The 19,594-nt window shown below is 67.7% G+C and carries 16 protein-coding genes; 6 read left to right on the top strand and 10 right to left on the bottom strand.

Features of this window, described 5'->3' with window-relative positions:
• Positions 1-2: 2 nt before the first annotated feature.
• From HNR51_RS07340 to HNR51_RS07320, 5 genes are all read right to left on the bottom strand, one after another.
• Entirely contained in the window at positions 3-1,019 is a 1,017-nt protein-coding gene (locus tag HNR51_RS07340) for a TRAP transporter substrate-binding protein (RefSeq protein WP_182554482.1), read from the bottom strand.
• A gap of 155 nt (positions 1,020-1,174) precedes the next feature.
• Positions 1,175-2,194: a transketolase family protein gene (locus tag HNR51_RS07335; protein WP_182554481.1), complete on the bottom strand. Its 1,020-nt coding sequence runs from the start codon at positions 2,192-2,194 to the stop codon at positions 1,175-1,177.
• Positions 2,191-3,051 (bottom strand): transketolase, encoded by an 861-nt coding sequence (locus tag HNR51_RS07330; RefSeq protein ID WP_182554480.1) that lies wholly within the window; start codon positions 3,049-3,051, stop codon positions 2,191-2,193. The genes HNR51_RS07335 and HNR51_RS07330 overlap by 4 nt, the downstream gene beginning before the upstream one ends.
• A gap of 17 nt (positions 3,052-3,068) precedes the next feature.
• Positions 3,069-3,818, bottom strand: a complete 750-nt coding sequence (locus HNR51_RS07325) for an SDR family NAD(P)-dependent oxidoreductase (RefSeq protein WP_012452207.1) — start codon at positions 3,816-3,818, stop codon at positions 3,069-3,071.
• 287 nt (positions 3,819-4,105) lie between these two features.
• The gene (locus HNR51_RS07320; RefSeq protein ID WP_012452206.1) at positions 4,106-5,002 is read right to left on the bottom strand and encodes a LysR substrate-binding domain-containing protein; all 897 of its coding nucleotides are present in this window, start codon (positions 5,000-5,002) and stop codon (positions 4,106-4,108) included.
• A 318-nt stretch (positions 5,003-5,320) separates the two neighbouring features.
• Here HNR51_RS07320 and HNR51_RS07315 point away from each other — a divergent pair, with 318 nt between their 5' ends.
• From HNR51_RS07315 to HNR51_RS07305, 3 genes are read left to right on the top strand one after another with little or no spacing between them, the layout of a single operon-like run.
• A complete protein-coding gene (locus tag HNR51_RS07315) occupies positions 5,321-6,682 on the top strand; it encodes an O-antigen ligase family protein (protein ID WP_182554479.1) in 1,362 nt (453 codons plus the stop codon).
• Positions 6,679-7,926 (top strand): glycosyltransferase family 4 protein, encoded by a 1,248-nt coding sequence (locus tag HNR51_RS07310; RefSeq protein WP_141949986.1) that lies wholly within the window; start codon positions 6,679-6,681, stop codon positions 7,924-7,926. The genes HNR51_RS07315 and HNR51_RS07310 overlap by 4 nt, the downstream gene beginning before the upstream one ends.
• The gene (locus HNR51_RS07305) at positions 7,923-9,158 is read left to right on the top strand and encodes a glycosyltransferase family 4 protein (RefSeq protein ID WP_182554478.1); all 1,236 of its coding nucleotides are present in this window, start codon (positions 7,923-7,925) and stop codon (positions 9,156-9,158) included. Before HNR51_RS07310 ends, HNR51_RS07305 begins: the two co-directional genes overlap by 4 nt.
• Positions 9,159-9,190: 32 nt before the next feature.
• Here the strand turns inward: HNR51_RS07305 and HNR51_RS07300 are convergent, their stop codons facing one another.
• The 5 genes from HNR51_RS07300 to HNR51_RS07280 all read right to left on the bottom strand — a co-directional run bounded on the left by HNR51_RS07300 (position 9,191) and on the right by HNR51_RS07280 (position 15,364).
• Entirely contained in the window at positions 9,191-10,714 is a 1,524-nt protein-coding gene (locus tag HNR51_RS07300; protein ID WP_182554477.1) for a lipopolysaccharide biosynthesis protein, read from the bottom strand.
• A gap of 162 nt (positions 10,715-10,876) precedes the next feature.
• Positions 10,877-11,758, bottom strand: coding sequence for a cupin-like domain-containing protein (locus tag HNR51_RS07295; RefSeq protein WP_152279073.1), 882 nt, complete (start codon positions 11,756-11,758; stop codon positions 10,877-10,879).
• Positions 11,759-11,847: 89 nt separating this feature from the next.
• The gene (locus HNR51_RS07290; protein ID WP_182554476.1) at positions 11,848-13,038 is read right to left on the bottom strand and encodes a GNAT family N-acetyltransferase; all 1,191 of its coding nucleotides are present in this window, start codon (positions 13,036-13,038) and stop codon (positions 11,848-11,850) included.
• Complete coding sequence (locus HNR51_RS07285; RefSeq protein WP_182554475.1) at positions 13,038-14,315, bottom strand: glycoside hydrolase family 5 protein; 1,278 nt, start codon at positions 14,313-14,315, stop codon at positions 13,038-13,040. The genes HNR51_RS07290 and HNR51_RS07285 overlap by 1 nt, the downstream gene beginning before the upstream one ends.
• Entirely contained in the window at positions 14,315-15,364 is a 1,050-nt protein-coding gene (locus HNR51_RS07280; RefSeq protein ID WP_182554474.1) for a polysaccharide deacetylase family protein, read from the bottom strand. Before HNR51_RS07280 ends, HNR51_RS07285 begins: the two co-directional genes overlap by 1 nt.
• A 177-nt stretch (positions 15,365-15,541) precedes the next feature.
• Here HNR51_RS07280 and HNR51_RS07275 point away from each other — a divergent pair, with 177 nt between their 5' ends.
• The 3 genes from HNR51_RS07275 to HNR51_RS07265 all read left to right on the top strand — a co-directional run bounded on the left by HNR51_RS07275 (position 15,542) and on the right by HNR51_RS07265 (position 19,587).
• Complete coding sequence (locus HNR51_RS07275; RefSeq protein ID WP_182554473.1) at positions 15,542-16,846, top strand: GNAT family N-acetyltransferase; 1,305 nt, start codon at positions 15,542-15,544, stop codon at positions 16,844-16,846.
• 91 nt (positions 16,847-16,937) lie between these two features.
• On the top strand, positions 16,938-17,984 hold the full coding sequence (locus tag HNR51_RS07270) for a glycosyltransferase family 2 protein (RefSeq protein ID WP_182554472.1): 1,047 nt from the start codon (positions 16,938-16,940) through the stop codon (positions 17,982-17,984).
• A complete protein-coding gene (locus HNR51_RS07265; RefSeq protein WP_182554471.1) occupies positions 17,935-19,587 on the top strand; it encodes a GumC family protein in 1,653 nt (550 codons plus the stop codon). The genes HNR51_RS07270 and HNR51_RS07265 overlap by 50 nt, the downstream gene beginning before the upstream one ends.
• Positions 19,588-19,594 lie beyond the last annotated feature (7 nt).

The following is a 19,594-nucleotide window of genomic DNA, read 5'->3' as shown; positions in this document are numbered from 1 at the left end:
CCTCAGGCGAGCTGTCCGGCGAACTCTTCGAGGCGGCTCCAGGCCGCATCGCCGAGCTTCGCCTTCCAGTCGCGGTAGAACGAGGCCCGAGCCAGCGCCTCGCGGAACGAGTCGCGGTCGGGATCGATGAAACGCAGGCCCTTGCCCGCGAGCGTCGTGCGCAGGTTCGCGTTGAGGGCCACGATGTCGGCCCGCTCGTCCTCCGCGGAGCGGTCGAGTTCGCGCGAGACGATCGCGCGCAGATCCTCCGGCAGGCGGGCCCAAGCGCGCTTGTTGCCGAGGATCCAGTAGGCATCCCAGATATGACCGGTCAGGCTGCAGGTCTTCTGGACCTCGTAGAGCCGCGTCGTCGCCAAGATCGGCAGCGGGTTCTCCTGGCCCTCGACCACTCTGGTCTGCAGGGCCGAGTAGAGTTCGTTGAAATTGATCGGTGTGGCGCCCGCGTCGAGCGCCCGGAACAGCGAGGTCTGCATCGGCGCTTGCGGCACGCGGATCTTGAAGCCGCGGATGTCGTCGTAGCTGCGGATCTCACGGGTCGAGGAGGTGACGTGGCGGAAGCCGTTGTCCCAGGCCTTCGACACCGTGATGATCGGCGTCCGGCCGATCTCGGCGCGGACGTAGGTGCCGAGGGGGCCGTCCATGGCGGCCCAGACGCTGTCGTAATCCTTGAAGACAAAGCCGACATTCGGAAGGCTTGCCACGGGCAGGAAGGTCGCCAGCACCGACGAGGACAGGTTCAGGAACTCGACGGCGCCGCTGCGCACCTGGGCGAGCAGGTCCGTGTCGGCCCCGAGCTGGTTGGCCGGGAACAGGCGGATCTCGAGGCGCCCGCCGCTCGCCTCGCGGATGCGCTCGATCGCCTGCTGGGCGCGGATGTTGACGGGATGGTTCGGGTCCTGGCCCGTGGCCAGCTTGTAGACGAATTCGGCGGCCGAGGCACGCCGGGTCAGGATGCCGAACAGGGGAAGGGCGGCCGCGCCCGCCAGCAGGCGGCGGCGGCTGAGAGAAGCCTCTGGCACGTGTCACTCCCTGGTGTCCGGCGTCGACCGTCGGATCCCCGCCGTTCACCGGTCTCTCGGGATCGTCGTCCGGTCTCGCCGGGTACGGGGAGCCGCGACCGGCTCCCGAATTGTCGGAGGATGCCCGGGGCTTACCCCGGGGGAAGGCGCCGGTTTCAGAGCCAGCCGCGGATGCTGCGGGCCATCGCCTGGGTGGAGATGCCGTAGCGCTCGTGCAGGGTCGGCAGGGCGCCCGCGTCGAGGAATTCGTCGGGCAGGCCGATCTGACGGTAGCCCGGCGGCACCGTGCCGGTGCGCAGGAGGAGGCCCGCCACCGCCTCGCCGAGGCCGCCGACCACGGAGTGGTTCTCGGCCACCACGACGAGCCGGCCGCCGCGGCCGACCTCGCGCAGGATGGTCTCCTCATCGAGCGGCTTGATGGTCGGCACGTGCAGCACCGCCACGTCGATCCGGTCGTCGCGGAGTTCCTGGGCGACCTCGAGGGCCCGCATGGTCATCAGTCCGGTCGAGACGATCAGAACGTCGCCCCCGTCATGGATCGTCTTGGCCTTGCCCCACTCGAAGGTGTAGCCGTACTCGTCCAACACGAGAGGCACGTTGCCGCGCAGCAGCCTCAGGTAGACCGGACCCTGGTGCTCGACCATGGCCGGCACGATCTGCTCCAATTCATGCGCATCGCAGGGGTCGAGGATCGTCAGGTTCGGCATGCCCCGGAAGATCGCGAGATCCTCGGTGGCTTGATGGCTCGGGCCGTAGCCCGTCGTCAGACCCGGCAGGGCGCAGGCGATCTTGACGTTGAGGTTCTCCTCGGCGATCGCGAGGCAGATGAAGTCGTAGGCGCGCCGCGCCGCGAACACCGCGTAAGTCGTAGCGATGGGCGTGAAGCCTTCGCGGGCGAGCCCCGCCGCCGCGCTCATCAGAAGCTGCTCGGCCATTCCCATCTGGTAGAACCGGTCGGGATGAGCCTGCGCGAAGATGTGCAGGTCGGTGTACTTGGCGAGGTCCGCCGATAGACCGACGACGTCGGGGCGCGTCTTGGCGAGTTCGAGAAGGGCGTTGCCGAAGGGTGCCGGCTTCGTGCGCTGGCCGGGCGCGGCCAGCGAGGCGATCATCGCCGAGGTCTTGGCTCCCCCGGACGCGCGCGGGGCCGGCTTCTCGTACTTCGAACGTCTCACTGGAGCCTCCCTTCGTCCAGAACCGCCAGGGCTCTGCGCCATTCGTCCGCCTCGACCCGCAGGAAGTGGTTTCGCTCCCGCGCCTCGAGGAACGGCACACCCTTGGCCATCTTCGTGTCGCAGATCACGATGCGCGGGCAGGCGCACGCATGGGTGCGGGCCGCATCGAAGGCCCCAACCAGCGCGTCGAGGTCGTTGCCGTCCACGCGCTGGACGAACCAGCCGAAGGCCTCGAACTTCGGCGCCAGCGGCTCGAAGTTCAGGACACCGCGAGAAGGCCCGTCGGCCTGCATGCCGTTGACGTCGACGATGCCGATCAGGTTGTCGAGACCGAAGGAGGCGGCCGACATCGCCGCTTCCCAGGTCGAGCCCTCGTCGAGCTCACCGTCGGAGAACATGTTGTAGACGAAGCTGCTCGAAGACTTCCGCTTCAGGCCGAGCGCCATGCCGACGGCGATGCCGAGCCCGTGGCCGAGCGAGCCTCCGGTGATCTCCATGCCCGGTGTGTAGGCGGCCATGCCGGACATCGGCAGGCGGCTGTCGTCGGAGCCGTAGCTCGTCAGCTCGTCCTCGGGGATGACGCCGGCCTCGATCAGGGCGGCGTAGAGGGCGATGGCGTAATGGCCGATCGAGAGAAGGAAGCGGTCGCGCCCCTCCCATTCCGGATCGTCCGGACGGAAGGTCAAGGCGTGGAAGTAGCTGACCGCCAGCACGTCGGCGATACCGAGCGCCTGCGCGATGTAGCCCTGTCCCTGGACCTCGCCCATCAGCAGGGCGTGGCGGCGGATGTTGTGAGCGCGGTCGGCGAGCGAGACGTTCGAGCGCTCGCGGGGCTGCCCGTCGAGGACGGTGTCCATGGCTGTGCTCCTTGCTCTCAGTGGATCAGCATGCCGCCGTTGACGTCGATGACCGTGCCGGTGAGGTAGGCCGACAGGTCGCTCGCCAGGAACAGGCACGCATTGGCGACGTCGTCCGCGACGCCCAGGCGGCCCAGGGGAATGCCCTTGATGATCTCAGCGCGGAGTTCCTCGGTCAGCTTCCCGCCGGTGATGTCGGTCTGGATCAGGCCGGGCGTGACCGAGTTCACGCGGATGCCGTCCGAGCCGAGTTCGCGCGCCATCGCCTTGGCGAGGCCGAGTACGCCGGCCTTGGCGGCACTGTAATGCGGACCGCCGAAGATGCCGCCGCCGCGCTGCGCCGAGACGGATGACAGGCACACGATCGAGCCGGCGCGCTGCGCCCGCATCGTCGGGACCACCGCCTGACTCATGTAGAGGGTGCCGCGCAGGTTCACGTCGGTGACGGCCTCGTAATGGGCCGCGTCGATCTCCATCAGCTTCAGGGGCTGGGTGATCCCGGCATTGTTGACGAGGACGTCGATCCGACCGGCTTGCCCGACCACCTCCTCGGCGGCGGCCCGACAGGCGGCCTTGTCCGTGACGTCGCAAGCGAACCCGAAATGAGCAGGACCGATGTCGCGCGCCGCAGCCTCAGCTTGGCCGGCATCAAGGTCGAGGACGACCACCCGGCCGCCCTGCGCGGCGAAGGCGTGTGCGGTAGCCCGGCCGATGCCGCGGGCTGAGGCCGCCCCCGTGATCACGCAGACTCTGTCTTTCAAAAGCATGATTGTCTCCCTGCGCGCCGGTGCGGACCGCCGTCCTGGCACCCGGCCCGTTCCGAGATGGGAGATCCACCCTCCGCCGGCTCGCCGAACTACGGCGCCTGGTGGCGAAGATCAGTCGAGTGGCTGCGTTGCCAATCGAGCTGCAGTTTGTTTCCTCTCATCTCTTGGGAGCGACGGTAGTTTACGAGGGAAAATGCAGCAAACGCGTACTTTTCAGCCTCCGATGAATTTCATTCATCTGCCGTCCGCTCTGACCGGGATCGGCGGTGCCTGATGTCGGTTCGGGATCACGCGATCTCCGGGGGCAGGCCGATATCGAGTTCCTTCGCCAGCCAGCGTGCGAAGATCACCAGCGGGAGACGGCGGCGCGTCGAGGCCGGCAGGACGAGTTGGTGGCCGGTGTAGGTGACATCGACCGCCCGCCCGACGAGCGGCGCGACCAAGCGCCCCTCGGCCAGCTCCCGCTCGGCCAGCAACGTCGATTCCAGGGCGATGCCGAGCCCATCGACCGCAGCGGCGATCGCCAGGAAACTGCGGTCGAAGCGCAGCCGGGCGGGCGCGGGAGCGTGCAAGCCGTTGCGCTCGAACCAGTGCGGCCAGCGCACGAGCTTGTTGTCGCTCTGGATGAGCATCCGGCTCAGCAGGTCGGCGGGTTCGCGGATGTCGGCGGCGAGGCTCGGCGCGCAGAGCGGCGTCACCGTCTCCGACCTGAGCGGGACGACAATGAGACCTTGCCCGCGCGGCGGTCCGTAGATGATGTCGGCGTCGAACTCGTCGGTGATGAAGCGGGCGTAGTCCATTCCGGCGGCGAGCCGCACCTCGAAGTCCGGATGATCCGCCAGGAAGCGAGCCAGCCGCGGCACCAACCACTGCGCGGCGAAGCTCGGTGCGCAGTGCAGGCGCAGGAGATGCGGCGTGCGCGTCGCCACGAGATCGAAACCGCGGTTCATCTCCTCGAAGGCGCGGCTGACATGATCGAGCAGCGCCTCGCCGGCCGCCGTCAAACTGATGCCGCTGCCATCGCGCGTGAACAGGATGACGCCGAGGGCGGCTTCGAGCTTGCGAATCGCGTGGCTGACGGCGCTTGCCGTGAGGTTGAGTTCGCTTGCCGCGTCCTTGAACGAGCGCCGGCGAGCCGCCGCTTCGAAGGTCCTGACGGCGGGAAGGGGAATGGGGCTGCGCATCGCCGCCAAGATGACGTCAGCCTTGCGACTCTGACAACCGGTCGACGGCCCTGAACGGGACCGCGGTCAGTTCTGGCCAGCGGCGAGGTGGCTGGAGACTGAGGTCGGCGCCCGATTGCTGATCAGATGGCGCCGAACAACTATGGAATATATCAAACAATCATTGTCATAGATTGAGATGGCCAATGATTAATATTAACTAAAACAATCAATTCGCAGGTGACCGCTCGACAATGTGCTTGCCGAGTTATACATAGCAGTGGGCGAAAAGGCATGTAGCGGAATAATGGGTTCTGACGGGTCCGTGTCTGAGTGCGCATGATTAACCATGAAGGCGAGGGCAGGGACGGGAGCCGTGTCCTGCGCCCCACGACCATCGGTTCGCACGTCGCCAACCCGCCGGTCGCAGCGGCAAGCGCCGGTCGATGGGACAGCGGCTCGCTGCGTGACACGCTGTTTCTCGTCACCTTCCTTCTGTTGTGGCTGACGGTCACGCCGTTCGTGGATCTCGGTCGCAGTGATGTGCTCGACGTGAACACGGGCGGCTCCCTGGCCACCATGGTCGCGAGCCTCGGACTGACTGCCGCGCTCGCGATGTTCCTAGTCCAGACCGGCAGCCTTCAAGCCCTCCGTGGAGCCGCGAGTCCGGCTCTGATCGTGACGCTGGTCTGGTTCGCGATCTCCGCGGTTCTTTCGGACAACGCCGATCTGGCCATCCGCCGCCTCGTCCTTGCGGTCATCACCCTGTTCCAGGCCTGCGCCTTCCTGATGCTGCCGCGCGACCTGCGCCATTTCGCGCGGCTCCTGACCATCGGCGCTCTCATCGTCGTGGCGTTCTGCTACTTCGGCGTCCTCTTCCTGCCGCACCTGTCCATCCACCAAGCGACCGACTTCGCCGAGCCCGGCCTCGCCGGCGACTGGCGCGGCACGTTCCGCCACAAGAACGATGCCGGCGGCGACATGGCGATCTTCATCTTCATCGGCCTGTTCGCGGCGCGGCTCTGGAACCCCGTCGCGGGTTGGTCGCTCGTGCTGCTGTCCGCCGTGTTCCTGTTTTTCAGCCACTCAAAGTCGCCGACCAATCTGCTCCCCGCATTCTTGCTGATCCCGGTCCTGGCCCTCCGGTTCCGCAGTGTCTGGATGCGGTCGGGCGTGCTCCTGGCCCTGCCTGTCTTCCTGTGCGTCATCACCATCGGATCGGTGACCGTCCCCGCGATCCGGTCCGTCGTCTCCTCGATCCTTTCCGACCCGACCTTCACCGGACGCGACGGCATCTGGAGCTTCGCGCTCGAGAACACCGTTGCACGGCCACTCTTCGGACATGGCTTCCAGGCCTTCTGGGGGACGAGCGCGCTGGTCTACAACTGGAGTTCGATCGAAACCTGGGCCATGCGTGCCTCGGACGCCCATAACGGCTTCCTCAATGTCAGCGTGATGACCGGCTGGGTCGGCCTGTTCGCGACCCTCTGCTGGGTCGTCCTCCAGCCCCTCTCGGATCTCGTCCGCGCCCGCGACGTGGATGCCGATCTTCAGCTGTTCTTCATGCGGGTCTGGTTTTTCGGTCTCTGCCTCTCATCGTTCGAATCCCTGCTGTTCGCCGTGGGCCGGACACAGTGGTTCATGATGACCGTGGCGATCTTCGGCCTGCGTCTACAGACCCTGTCGAGACTGAAGCGATGACCGCTGCGACACAGAACCGCCTCCTGTCGATCAACAACTACTTCTACGCCCGCGGCGGGGCTGAAGTTTTGTTTCTCGAGCAGAATCGTCTGTTCGAAGCAGTCGGCTGGGATGTGGTGCCCTTCGCGATGAAGCACCCGAACAACCTGCCCACAGCCTACGACGAATACTTCCCCGACGAGATCGAGTTCGGCAATGATTACGGGCTCGGACGGAAAATCCTGAGCGCACAGCGGGTCATCTACTCGCGTCAATCCCGCGCGAAGCTCGGCCGCCTCATCGACGCGAAGCCGCCCACGGTCGCCCACGCGCACAACCTCTACCACCACCTGTCGCCCTCGGTCCTGTCGCTGCTGAGCGAGCGCGGCATTCCGACGGTGCTGACGGTTCACGATCTCAAGCTCGGTTGCCCGGCCTACACGATGATGCGGGATGGCCGCCCCTGCGACAGCTGCAAGGGGGGACGGCTGTACAACGTCGCGGTGCATCGCTGCATCAAGGGCTCGCTGCCATTGTCGGGCCTCATCATGGTCGAGAGCTACGTGCACCGCTGGCTCGGGCTCTATGCCGACACCGTGACGCGCTTTGCCGTGCCGAGTCGCTTCGTGCTCGAGACCCTTGTCGAGTGGGGCTGGCCGCGCGACCGCTTCGTGCACGTCCCCAACTTCGTCGATGAGAAGCGCTTCTCGCCCGACGACCCGATCGGGTCGCGCTTCGTCTATTGCGGTCGGCTCGACAATCTGAAGGGGGTCGAGTCCCTGGTGCGCGCGGCCGCTCTTGCCCGGCAGCCGCTGACATTGGCCGGACGCGGCCCCGACGAAGCGCGCCTGCGCGCGGTCGCCGACGCGGTCGGAGCCGATGTCCGCTTCCTCGGCCATGTCGACAAGGCCGACCTGCCGGCGGTGCTTCAAGGCGCGCGCGCCGTGGTGGCGCCCTCCGAGTGCAACGAGAACGCCCCGCTCGCCGTGCTGGAGGCTTATGCAGCCGGGCGGCCGGTGATCGGTGCCGCCATCGCCGGCATCCCGGAACTCGTGCGCGAGGACGAGACCGGTGCCCTCTTTCCCTCCGGCGACGTCGAGGCTCTGGCCGAGGCGCTCGGGCGTTTCGCGGCTCTGCCGGATGCCCGGCTTGCGGCGATGGGAGCGGCCGGGCGCGCCTGGGTCGAGCGTGACTTCACCGCCGCGACCTACCGCGGTCGCCTGCTCGACCTCTACCGGACGCTGACGGGCGGTCGCCTCCAATGAGCGCCGATCCCGCAATTCAGGGAGGCGGCGAGGGAGCCTCGGCGCCGCTCCGGGTGACGATGCTCGGCCTTCGCGGCGTGCCGAACGTGCAGGGCGGTGTCGAGAGCCATGTGGAGAACCTCGCACTGCGCCTCGCCGAACTCGGCTGCGAGGTCGAGGTCATCGTCCGCTCCGCCTATGTCGACGCGGCTTCGCCCCGGATGTGGCGCGGGATCCGTCTCACACGCCTCTGGTCGCCGCGCCGCAGCGGCATCGAGACGTTTCTCCATTCGCTGCTCGGCGTGCTCCGCGCCGGCGTGAGCCGTCCCGACATCCTGCACATTCACGGGATCGGCCCCGCCCTGTTCACCCCGCTCGCGCGGCTGCTCGGCCTCCGGGTCGTCGTCACGCATCACAGCCCGAATTACGAGCACGAGAAGTGGGGCGCTGGCGCCCGCATTCTGTTGCGCCTCGGCGAACAGGTCGCCATGAGATGGGCGCACGGACGCATCACCGTCTCGACCTTCCTCGCCGAGGCGATGCGCCGACGCTACGGCGTTGCGATCGAGGTCATTCCCAACGGCATCGCGACGCCGCGCATCTTGTCGAGCACCGGCACGCTGACGGCCTACGGGTTGAGTCCGGGCCGCTACGTGCTGTCCGTGGCAAGGATCGATCCGGTCAAGCGCCAGCTCGATCTGATCGCGGCTCTGACGCGGCAAGCGCAACCGGCGGCCCCGGTCCTGGTGTCGGCCGAGGGCGGAGGCGATGACGGGTTCGAGCCGGCGGGCGGCGAGCCGTGGCGCCTCGCCCTCGTCGGCGGAGCCGATCACGGAACGGAGTATGCCCGCGCCGTGGCGGAAGCGGCGGCGGCCTCGGCGGAGGTCGTGATGCTCGGCTACCAGAGCGGCGACGCCCTCGCGGAACTGTTCAGCCACGCCGGTGCCTTCGCCATGGTGTCGAGCCACGAGGCGCAACCGATCGCCGTCCTCGAAGCGATGAGCTACGGGTGTCCGCTGATCCTGAGCGATATCCCCGCCCATCACGAGATCGCGCCCCCGGGTACGATCTTCGTCACGCCCGGCGATGTGGCGGGATTGTCCGCGCGCGTTGCCGCGATCGCGCCGGGCCACGAGACGGAAACGGTCACGGCCGCGGACCGCGCCCGGGTCGCCGAGCGCCACGACTGGCGCGCGATCGCCCGGCGGACGCTCCAGGTCTATCGCACCGTGCACAGCCCCCGCTCCGTCTGAGGACGGCTCGACAGCCCGAGCTCCGTCCCGGCTCAGCCTCCGGCGGCGATCTCCCGCAGACCGCGACGGCCGACCCCCGCGATATAGGCCGCCCCCAGGCCGGCGAAGGTCGCGCAGACGGCGAGCGTCGAGACGAGTGAGCCGGCATAGGCATGATAGCCGGCCGCGAGCCCGGCCAGGCCGAAGGCACCCACATCCCTGAACCGGATCGTCGCGATGCCGAACAGGGCGCGCACGCGCACGGCGATGATGGGATTGAGGGCCAGCGCCGACAGGATCATCGCGGCCGGGATCGCGACCGGGCCGAGCCAGGACGCGGTGGCGAAAGGCGTGGTCGCCAGCACGAGGAACGACGACACCGTGAGCGCCAGAAGCACGTTGGCCTTTCCGGCGATGATCAGCAGGCGGTCGGACGTCGCGTAGAACGCGCTGACGAAGGAGGGCAGGGCGAGCCAGACGAGAAAGCCCATCGCACCTCCGAAGCCGCCGAACAGGGGCAGGACGAACGGGGCACCGACGAGAATCCCGGCGATGGTCAGCGCGGTGAACCCGATCGTGAGTGAGCGACACAGATCCGTATCACGGCGCAGGGCCGCCACGTCCCCGGTCTCGAGAAGCTGGCCGGCACGCGGTGCGAAGCGCTTCAGCAGCACGATCTGGAAGAAGCTGTAGAGGGCAGCGATCCGCGAGGCGACGGCATAGTCGGCAACCACGTTCGACGGGAAAAGCGCACCGGCCACCACGAGGTCGATGGCCCCGAGCTGGTTGGCGAACAGCGTCGCTCCGACGAACTTGGCGGCGTACTGGACGTCCCAGCGGGTCCAGCGGCGCTGTCCCGCGACATCGCCCGACCAGATCCGACGCGACGCCCAGAGCCAGGGCACGAGCACGGACACGGTCAGGACATGGGCCACCGCACTCTCGGGCAGCGCCAGGAGGGCTACAGCTGGAAGCAGGACGATCCGTGCCGCCGATGGCGCGACCTCACCGATCAAGATCGATTCCGAGACGCGGGAACGCCCCTCCAGCGCGCCCGTCGCCACCACGAGGAGCGTGCTGAACACGGCGAACGGTGCGAGAAGCACCAGCCAGTGCGCGAGGCCGGGCTTGTCGAGCAGCTCGGCGATCCATCCCGAGGCCAGCGCGCCGACGAGCGCGATGAGGGCGGATATCGTACCCGCGAGGAGGGCGGTGGAGCGATGCAGGCGCACCTCCGCCGCCCGATCATCGGGGCGGCGCGAGACGTGATAGAGCAGAACGAGCGAGCCGCCGACGCCGAGCGCGGTGCCGATGAGCCGATAGATGCCGAAGGCGATCATCATCTCGCCGAAACCGGTCTTCGACAGCACACGGCCGAGCATGATCAGGACAACGAACTGCGAGGCGAGTCCGAACATCCGGGCGCCAGACCCGAACAGGACGACGCGCAGGTAGGTGCCGATCCCGGCCCCGCCGAGCAGGCGGGCGATGACGCCCCCCGTACGCAGGTCCGGCCGGTCGACGGCCGCCGCCATGGCCTCTTTCGCCGGGGCGGTCTCGGCAGGCACTGTCGTCATTCCATCACCCGGACCCGATTGCACGCGCAGCGCAAGGCCGCCGCCGCGGCCGCTCTCGAGCAATGCGCGCGGACCGTAAACGGTGTGTGGAGCATTCCGCAGCGTCCCCGGCACAGGTCCCGCCCCGCCAGCGAAGCGGAGGGGCGATGCGTTCGTGCCCGCTTACTCGGCCGCTGAGAGCCCGCGGCTGCGCAGCCGGCGCAGTTCCTCCACCGGGGCACGCAGGGCGGTGATCGCCGCGATCTTGACCGCATCGAAGGTGGGACGGCGGCCGGGCGCCGGTTGCGGCAGGCCATAGCGCCGCAGCATGGCATTCACGGCGAGCAGGCGGTTGGAGCGCTTCACCGCGGTGGATTTCCACGTGACCGCCATCGAGATGGAGTAGCTCGAACCGGTCCGGACCCAATGCGGCCAGTGATAGGGCACGAAACATCCGTCCCCGGCATTCATCGTGAACACCCGGGCCCGATCCTCGAATTCCGGCTTGTAGGTCAGGTTGCGGTGAGCCCCGGGGCGGAATTCCATCACCGCATCGGGGACGATGCTGCCATCGCGGTTGTCGATGATGTGGAAGTACTTCTCGCCATGGATCTGGACGAAGAAGTTGTCTTCCGGATCGACGTGGAACGGCGTCGTGGCGTTGGGCGACGACACGAAGATGAAGCCCTCGATGTTGGTGAAGCCGGCATCCGCCGCGTCGGCATGGCCGATATCACGCGCAACGCCGTCGAGGATGCCCTTCAGCAGGTCGGCGTAAGCCGGGACCTGTTCGACGCGCTTGAGCACCATCCAGGCATTCGCTTCGCGGATGCGCCGGACGATCTCCGTGGGCTCCATCTCGACCAGCGGCACCGTATCGGGATTCTGATCGATCGCGACGTTGCCGCCGTTGAACTCGATGCTGTGGCGCGGCAAGCGCGCCGCGAGGTCGATGAGGCGGTCGAGCGACAGCAGCGGATCGTCGGCCAGCGCGTGCTTGATCCCGAACGGGACCGACGGAAACGTTTCGCGGTCCTGCGCGGAAACGCTGATCAGACTGGCCATGACTTCACCGACCTCCTCAGCCTCGTGTGGTTCGCAACAATAGTGGATCGTAGCCCGCGAAGGCGATCGATCCAGCGCCGGAAGACTGCTTATTTGGCCTTAACCTTACGCGCGGCCCGCCAGGCCTCGAACCGATCCCGCAAAGGGCGGCTGCGGACGCGTAGAAGCTCGCGCAAATCCTCCGCACCGCGCAGCAAGCGGAAGGAGAGGGCCCGGTCTCGCGTTGTCTGGAGCAGCAGATTGGAGACGGCGACGCGCGCCGTCCACACCCGATCGATCATCGGATGATCCGCGATGGCAATCGAGTCGGCGCCTTCGATGGCCGGGTCGTCGAGCAGGTGCGCCGTCAGGTCGAGGGTCAGCAGAAGACCCGGCGAGAACCGCCCCAGGCTCTCGTCGTAGCACGTCTTCATGTAGAAGGCCCGGTCGCCCGCGACGGCCACGAGGCCGGCGGCGATGACCCGCTCGTCGAGGGTCAGCAGCGCGACGCGGATCGCATCGGCCCGGGCGAGGGCCGCGGTCGCCTCGCGCACGAAGAGGGCCGCGCCCGGCGCGCTGCGCAGATCGGTCCCCTCACGGCCCTTCCAGCCGGCCGCTTCGAGGGCGAGGAAGGCCTCGAGGGCGGCAGCCGCCTCCGGTCCACGGGCGACCCGGAAGGCGAGGGCGCCGGTCTCGGCCAGCCGCCGACGCTGCCGCTCCGCCTCCTTGCGTCGCCGGGTCTCGAGGGCGCCGCGGAGATAGGTGGCCCCGTCGAGGGGGCTGCGCAGGAAGGCGCGCTCGAAGCCGGAGAGGCGGCGCTGCTCCAGGCCGATCCCGCCGGCAAGACGGTTCAGGGCTGCGGCGACCGGCCCGTCGGTGTAGAGGTAGGGAAGGAGCAGCCCGCAGATGCCGGCTCGTCCGAGCGCGGCCAGCATTGCCGCCAGCGTCTCCTCCGCCTCCTGGCCGTCGATCAAAGGCGTGCTGACGGTCCCGTAGAAGCCCGCCGCCTGCCGGACCGGCAGCGGCACGCCGTGGCGGCGCCCGACCCCGACGACCGGCAGGATCCCGACGAGCCGTCGCGTGGCGCCCGCGCCCCGCCACGCCATGACGACCCGTCCGCCCCGGCCCTCCGGAAGGTGGCGCAGGCCGGCAAGGGTCATCTCCGGGCCGTAGAAGACGTTGGGTTCCAGCGCGCGGCCGGCCAGATCGCGCCATGCATCGGCGTGCGGCGCTGCCTGCTCGAACGGGACGACTTCCGCTGTCACGGATTCCCGGGTGGCAGCCTCGGACACCGTCAGCATCACCGGGTCTTCCGTTGTTCGCCCGGCATCCGCAGGCCGAGCGCGTCCGTCACGAGGGGATCGAGGTCCGGTCCCGTCTCGTTTCGCGCCAGGGCGAACCCGCCCAATCCGCGGTAGGCGAAGACGGACCACGCGAAGCCGTGCGCTTCGGCGACCTCGCGCATGTCGCGCAGGTATCGCCGACGCTCCGCCCGCTGCACCGCTCCGCCACTGAAGGGCGTCAACCGTGCGCCGAACTCGCCGAGCAGGATCCGTCCCGGTGCAATTCCGTGTCGGCGTGCCCAATCCGCGATGTCGTCGAAGCTTCGGCTAAGGGCCGCCCGGTCGAAACCGAAGCGGGCGTAGTGATCGATATGCCGCGTCGCTTCCGCCTCGGCCTCCGCTCTCTGCGCGGGCGTGCGATCGGAGGCGGCGATGGCCCGGCGGCTCGCTGCGAGCGTATCGCTCAGCGGGCGGGCCGAGGCGGGATACGGGACGTCGACGAGATCGGCTGCGGCATGCTCGGCAGCGCCCTGATGGGTGTATTGATAGGGCTCGTAGTCGTGAAAGGTGTAGATCACGGCGGGATCGTGCAGGAACGGCCGCAGATCCATCTTGAGCAGGCCTTCGAGGCCGTTCTGCCCGCCGCCGCCGAGAACGAGCGGCAGCCGCGGGGCTCGCTTCCGGGCCGCCGCGTAGGCCGCTTCCAGCATCGGCTGCCACACCTCCGGTGCTTGGCTCGGCTCGTTGAACAGTTCGAGGGCGACCCGATCCGACCTCAGGGCCGCGAGCCGTTCGGCCATCTGCGCGACCAGTTCCAGATAGGCGCGGAAGCGGGGCGCCCGTACCCCCTCGGTCAGCCGGTCGGCGACGTAGTCGGGAGCAAGGTCGCTGGGATGGATGTCGACGATGACGCCGAGATCGGCATCGAGGAAGCGCTTCACGCTGTCGCTCAGCGTCCGGTCCATCCAGTCGCGCTGGCGCCCGGTGAATTGCAGGAACGGACCCGGATCGACGCCGAGACGCACGAAATCCAAACCGGCCTCCCGCAGATTGCGCATCTCGGCGGCCGTCATCGCTCGATCCGGGCCGGAGAAAGGCGGAAAGCGGAAGCGGGACTCAGGTCCGCCCTCGACATTGGCCCAGGCCAGCGTGTGCGTGATGCCGATGCCGCGTCGGAACGGGACCGTCCCTGCGGCAGCGACCGTCGCGACGACGGTCGGCGTTGCCAGCGGCAGACACAGCGCAGCCATGAGCAGCCGCGCGGCGGACCGGCGCGACGGTCCCATTCGAAGCATCAGGGCCGATCTCCCGCCGCGTCGCTGCCCATATGTGAGACCGGAGCTCCAAGCCTGCTGTACACAGCACGATAGAAGCCGCTGAGCTTGCACGCGACCGTGTGCGGCGTGTCGTGAACGGACAGCGATTCCCGCGGCAGGGCATACAGGTGGTGGAGGTGGTCTGGAAACACCGCACCGTGGCGCGTGGTTACCGCTGTCTCGAAGCCGACGGCTTCAGCGAGACGCTCCTCGCGGGATCCGCAGGCGCGGGCATTTCCGAACGGATAGGCGAAGTGGCGCACCGGTCGGCCGATCGCCGCTTCGAGGAAGGCGCGGTTCGCCGCCATTTCTTCCCGCGCCACATCCTCGGGTGCCCGGGCGAGATTGATATGGGTCGTGCCATGGGCGCCGATCGTCGCGAGGGGATGCTCGGCGAGGCGGCGCAAGCGTTCGAGGGTGAGCCCTTCGGTCCGCACCAGACCCGGCAGGTCGAGGCCGGCTGCGGCGATCATGTCCCGGATTGCGGGAAGCAGTTCGTAGCGCCGATGGATCGCGCGTTCGATCGCATCGAAGGCTGCGACTTTGGAGGGCGCGTCGTTGCAGGCGAAGGTCGTGCCGTCCGGCAGCGCGATCACGTCCCGAGAGCGGATCAAAGCCGCGAGGCCGAGCCACCATGCGTCCAGATCGCCCGTGATCATGCCGGTCGCGACATAGACCGTGAAGGGCGCGCCGTGGCGCTCCATGACCGGAAGGGCGCGGGAAAGGTTGTCGTCGAAGCCGTCGTCGAAGGTGAAAGAGGCGAAGCGTCCGGGCCTGGGGTCGCGCAGTCGCGATACGGCCTCGTCGAGGCTCACCAGCGCGATGCCGCGACGGCGAAGCATCGTCAGGATGGCGTCGAGCTGCGCTGTCGGGCAGCGCAATCCGCGGTCTGGATAGAACGCCCCGTTCTCCACCACGCTGTGGAGCATGAAGATCGTGCCCGCACCGCCGTAGCGCCGCGACAGAGCCGAGGCGAGGCCGCTGCGGTGGACCGCGAGCGTCAGGCCGGCCTTCACCGCAGCCCGCATCGACCCGTTCGGTTTCCGTCGTCCACCCGGAACGCCAGGACGGGCTGGGCCATCGGAGCGGGCGGGGTCGTCATGCACAGATCGCTGTCCGAATGATTACGATATCGACATGAATCGGGTCGCATGCCGAAAAGAAGGATTAACGCGGGAGTGATACGCCTAAATTCGACCTCGTGATTGTTACAACGTCCGCCCGGCGAGCAAAATCCTTCATTCATGCAGATTTCTGGACATACAGCGAAATCGGGCGCCGCGCTAATCCCGGATGCGGATGACCGTGATTTGAAGAACGGCTGCCGGAGCGCGTTTCCGGCGGTCCAACTTGCGCGCGCCCCCGGCGCCTGGTCCGACCCGGCCCTGGCGGGCGCCACGGTGACGGTGTTTCCGAGCGTCGACGCCGCCGAGAGCGTCTGGCGCGAGACCGCCGCAACGGGCGCCTGCACCGTGTTTCAATGCTTCGAGTGGCTGGCCACGTGGCGCAGGACGGCCGGTACGTCGGAGCCGCTCAGCGATCAGATCGTCCATGTCTCGAGCGAGGCCGGACAGACGCTGATGCTGCTTCCGCTGGCGATACGCCGGAACGCCTACGGACGCAGTCTCGAGTTCCTGGGCGGAGATCTCACCGACTACAACATGCCGATCCTTGGCGCGGGGTTCTCGCCCGGCCCCCGGGATGCCGAGCGGCTCTGGGCGGCGATCCTCGACGTGTTGCCGCCGGTCGATTTCGTCCGCCTGCGGCGAATGCCTCTCGTCTTCGACGGGATCGCCAATCCGTTCGCCGGACTGGCGGGTTCGCGGCACGTCATCGATGCCTACGGCGCGAACTTGCCCCCGACCTTCAAGGACTTCACGACCCGAAGCCCGAGCTTCTTCAACAAGAACAGCCAGCGTCGCCGTCGGCTGGCCAAGGAGGGCGCGGTCCGGTTCGCCGTCGCGCAGGATCCGGCGGAGCGGGTCGCCCTGACGCGCTTCGTGATCGAGCAGAAGTCGCAATGGCAGCGCGACACCGGCCAGATGGACACGTTCGCGGCACCGGAGCGGCTTGCCTTCTACACGACCCTGGCGGGCCTGCCGTTCGAGGAGGGAGGAGTCGTCCCCGTCGGATTGTGGGTCGGGTCGGAACTCGTCGCCGGCATCTGGGGAACAGTGTTCCGCGGACGCTTCGCCGTCATCGTCGCCGCCTATCACCAAGATTGGGCCAAGTTCTCCGTCGCGCGGCTCTTGATGGAGAGTGCGGTCGAGATGTGTATCGCGCGTGACGATGTCGCAATCTTCGATTTGACCGTGGGCGACGAGGGCTACAAGACAGACTGGTCGGACCATAGCCTGCCCCTGCATGAGGTGATCGCGCCGCACTCGCTCCGCGGCCGGATGTTTATGGCCTATTGGCACCTTCGCGGACGGGCGAAGACTGTGCCGTGGCTGCGCGATGCCGTTCGCTCGGGCATGCGCTTGGCTCAGCGCGTCTCAAAACGGGACTAACGGTGTGGCGCCGGGGGTGCACTGACCCCTCGATCCGCGGCGCCGTGCCTCATTCCGGCGCAGTCCCGTTGCGACGACAGGTGATCCGATCGTGTCCGAACCGCTCGCCCTCAGCATCATCATCAAGGCGCTCAACGAAGAGCGCAACATCGCCGGCGCCATCGAGAGCGCGCTGGCGGCCCTCGAAGGTTACGACGGCGAAGTGATCCTGGCCGACAGCGCATCCACCGACCGAACCGTGGAGATCGCGTGCCGCTATCCGATCCGCGTCGTCACCCTGGAGCAGCCATCCGAACGATCCTGCGGCATCGGTGCGCAGCTCGGCTATCAGCACAGCCGGGGTGATTTCGTCTGCATCATCGACGGGGACATGCGCCTGCACCGCGGTTTCCTCGAAGCGGCGCTCGCGGTCATGGCCCGCGAACCGCGCGTCGCCGGCGTCGGCGGCCTGATCCTCGAACAGGATACCAGCAACGTCGAGTTCGAGGCGCGGCAGGCCCGAGACGAACCGGACCGTCGGGCCGGTTCGGTGAGCCGTCTCGATTGCGGCGGCCTCTATCGGCGCGAGGCGATCGAGGCCGTGGGCTACTTCACCGATCGCAACCTGCATGGGGGCGAGGAACTCGATCTCGGAGCCCGGCTGCATGCGGCGGGCTGGTCGCTGACGCGGATCGACCGACCGGCGATCGATCATTACGGCCATTCCGGCGGTGATTTCCGCCTGCTCCTTCGTCGCTTCAGGAACAAGACCGCCTTCGCGGCCGGCGAAGTCTTCCGAGCATCGGTCGGACGGGCGCATTTTCCCTTAATGTTCCGTAACAACAACGGCTTCACCCTGTGCCTGATCGTGCACCTGTGGTGGCTGACGATCCTCGCCACTCCGTTTCTCATTCATGGCTGGCTGTTGCCGGTCGCTTTGGCGACGCTCGTCGCCTTCCCGTTCGTGGCGATGGGACTGAAATGGCGTTCGATCCGGTACGCGGCCTACGCCGTGTCGGCCTGGAATCTCTACGCCGTCTGCTTCTGGTTCGGATTGCTCCGCCGACGGGTCCGTCCCGACGCGCGCATCGCGAGCCGCATCCTGGCCGATGCCGTCCCGTCCCGCCGCTCATCCTCTCAGATCGGGCTCCGGGTTTGAGGCTCGCAACTCACCCTGTCCGCCGTCCGGAACGGCTTGGCATCCTGGTTGCCCCGAAGCCGTCGGCCGGACGGGCAGGAGATCTCTTTGTCCCGATCCGGGACCGGGTCGTGCCAAGGTCGGACGAGTCGGCACGGAATACCGGAATGGAAGTGGATGTGGCGTAATGTACAGTTTCGCACATCAACCGCGGGCTGAGACCCGGATCGAGGCACCGCTGGACGTCGGAGGAACGGGCTTCGGGGATCTGGGACAGGCTGTCGACCGGATCCGCTCGGGGCTCGTCTGGGTGATCGCATCGGGGATTGCGGCGCTGGTCGCGGCCATCCTCGCGCTCGGGCTCATCCCGCCGATCTACACCTCGCAAACCGAGATCCTCGTCGATCCGGTCGATCTCAAAGTGATCGAGAACGGCGTCAACCCGAGCAATCAGCTCGCCGACAGCGGCGTCTCGATCGTCGAGAGCCAAGTCAAGGTCATTGCCTCCGACAGCGTGCTGAGCCGCGTCGTCAGCCGTCTCAATCTGCAGGACGACCCCGAATTTGCGCCGGCTCCGCCGCAACCGGGCAGTCTGAGCGAAACGGTCAAGCGCGCGCTGGGCCTCGCGCCCAGTGAAGGACCCGCCAATCCGGAACTGCAGGCGATCGAGGCGCTCCGGCGCAAGATGACGGTTCGGCGGCCGGAGCGGACCTTCGTGATCGAGGTCGTCGTGAAATCCAAGAGCGGTCAGAAGTCCGCCCTGATCGCCAACACGATTGCTGATACCTTCTTCACCGAGGAGACGGCCGCCCGCGCCAAGGCCGCCGGTCGCGCCTCGGATGCGCTGGCAGCCCGGCTCGCCACCCTTCGCGGCACACTTCTGGAAGCCGAGAAGAAAGCCGCCGCTTTTCGGGAGAAGCATAACCTCGTCAAGGCGCAGGGCCTGCTGCTCGGCGACCAGCGCCTCAGCGAATTGAACGCCCAGTTATCCGCCGCAGCCCTGCGCACCGCAGCGCTTGCGAAGCAGGCCGAACAGGCGCGCGACATGCGCGGCCGCATCGGCACCGCATTGCCGGAAATGCTCCAATCACCGGAGATGCGGGCGCTGCGCCAGCAACTGGTCGATCTGCTGCGCGCGCAGTCCGAGATCGGCAAGAAGTTCGGCCCGCGGCACCCCGCCGTGACCGAGCAGGGCGCGCAGGTGCGTGAACTCGAGGCCGCAATCGCGCACGAGAAGGGACGGATCATCGAGTCGACGATCAAGGAATACGACCGGGCCTCGACCTACGAGAAAACCATCCGTCGCGACATCGACGGCCTGAAGCGGGAGACCGAGCGCAACAACCGCGATCTGATCGTGCTTCGTGACCTCGAACGCAACGTCGAGACCCAGCGCACGATCTATGAGTCCTTCCTCAAGCGCTCGCGGGAGACCGGCGAGCAGGAGCGGCTCGACACCACCAACATGCGTATCATCTCCGCTGCGACCCCGCCGCTCGGCCGGTCCTGGCCGCCGTCGCCGAAGGTCGTGCTGCCTGTCGCCCTCCTGTTCGGACTCGGGCTCGGAGCGGCACTGGTGGCCTACGGTGGGATACTGCGAAGCCTCCTGCGCCGACGCGCCTAGGCGTCTC

The sequence above is a fragment of the Methylorubrum thiocyanatum genome, assembly GCA_014138645.1.
In the GTDB taxonomy this organism is placed as follows: Bacteria; Pseudomonadota; Alphaproteobacteria; order Rhizobiales; family Beijerinckiaceae; genus Methylobacterium; species Methylobacterium thiocyanatum.
The sequence above is the reverse complement of the archived record's forward strand: the minus strand, read 5'-3'. Positions and strand labels throughout refer to the sequence as shown.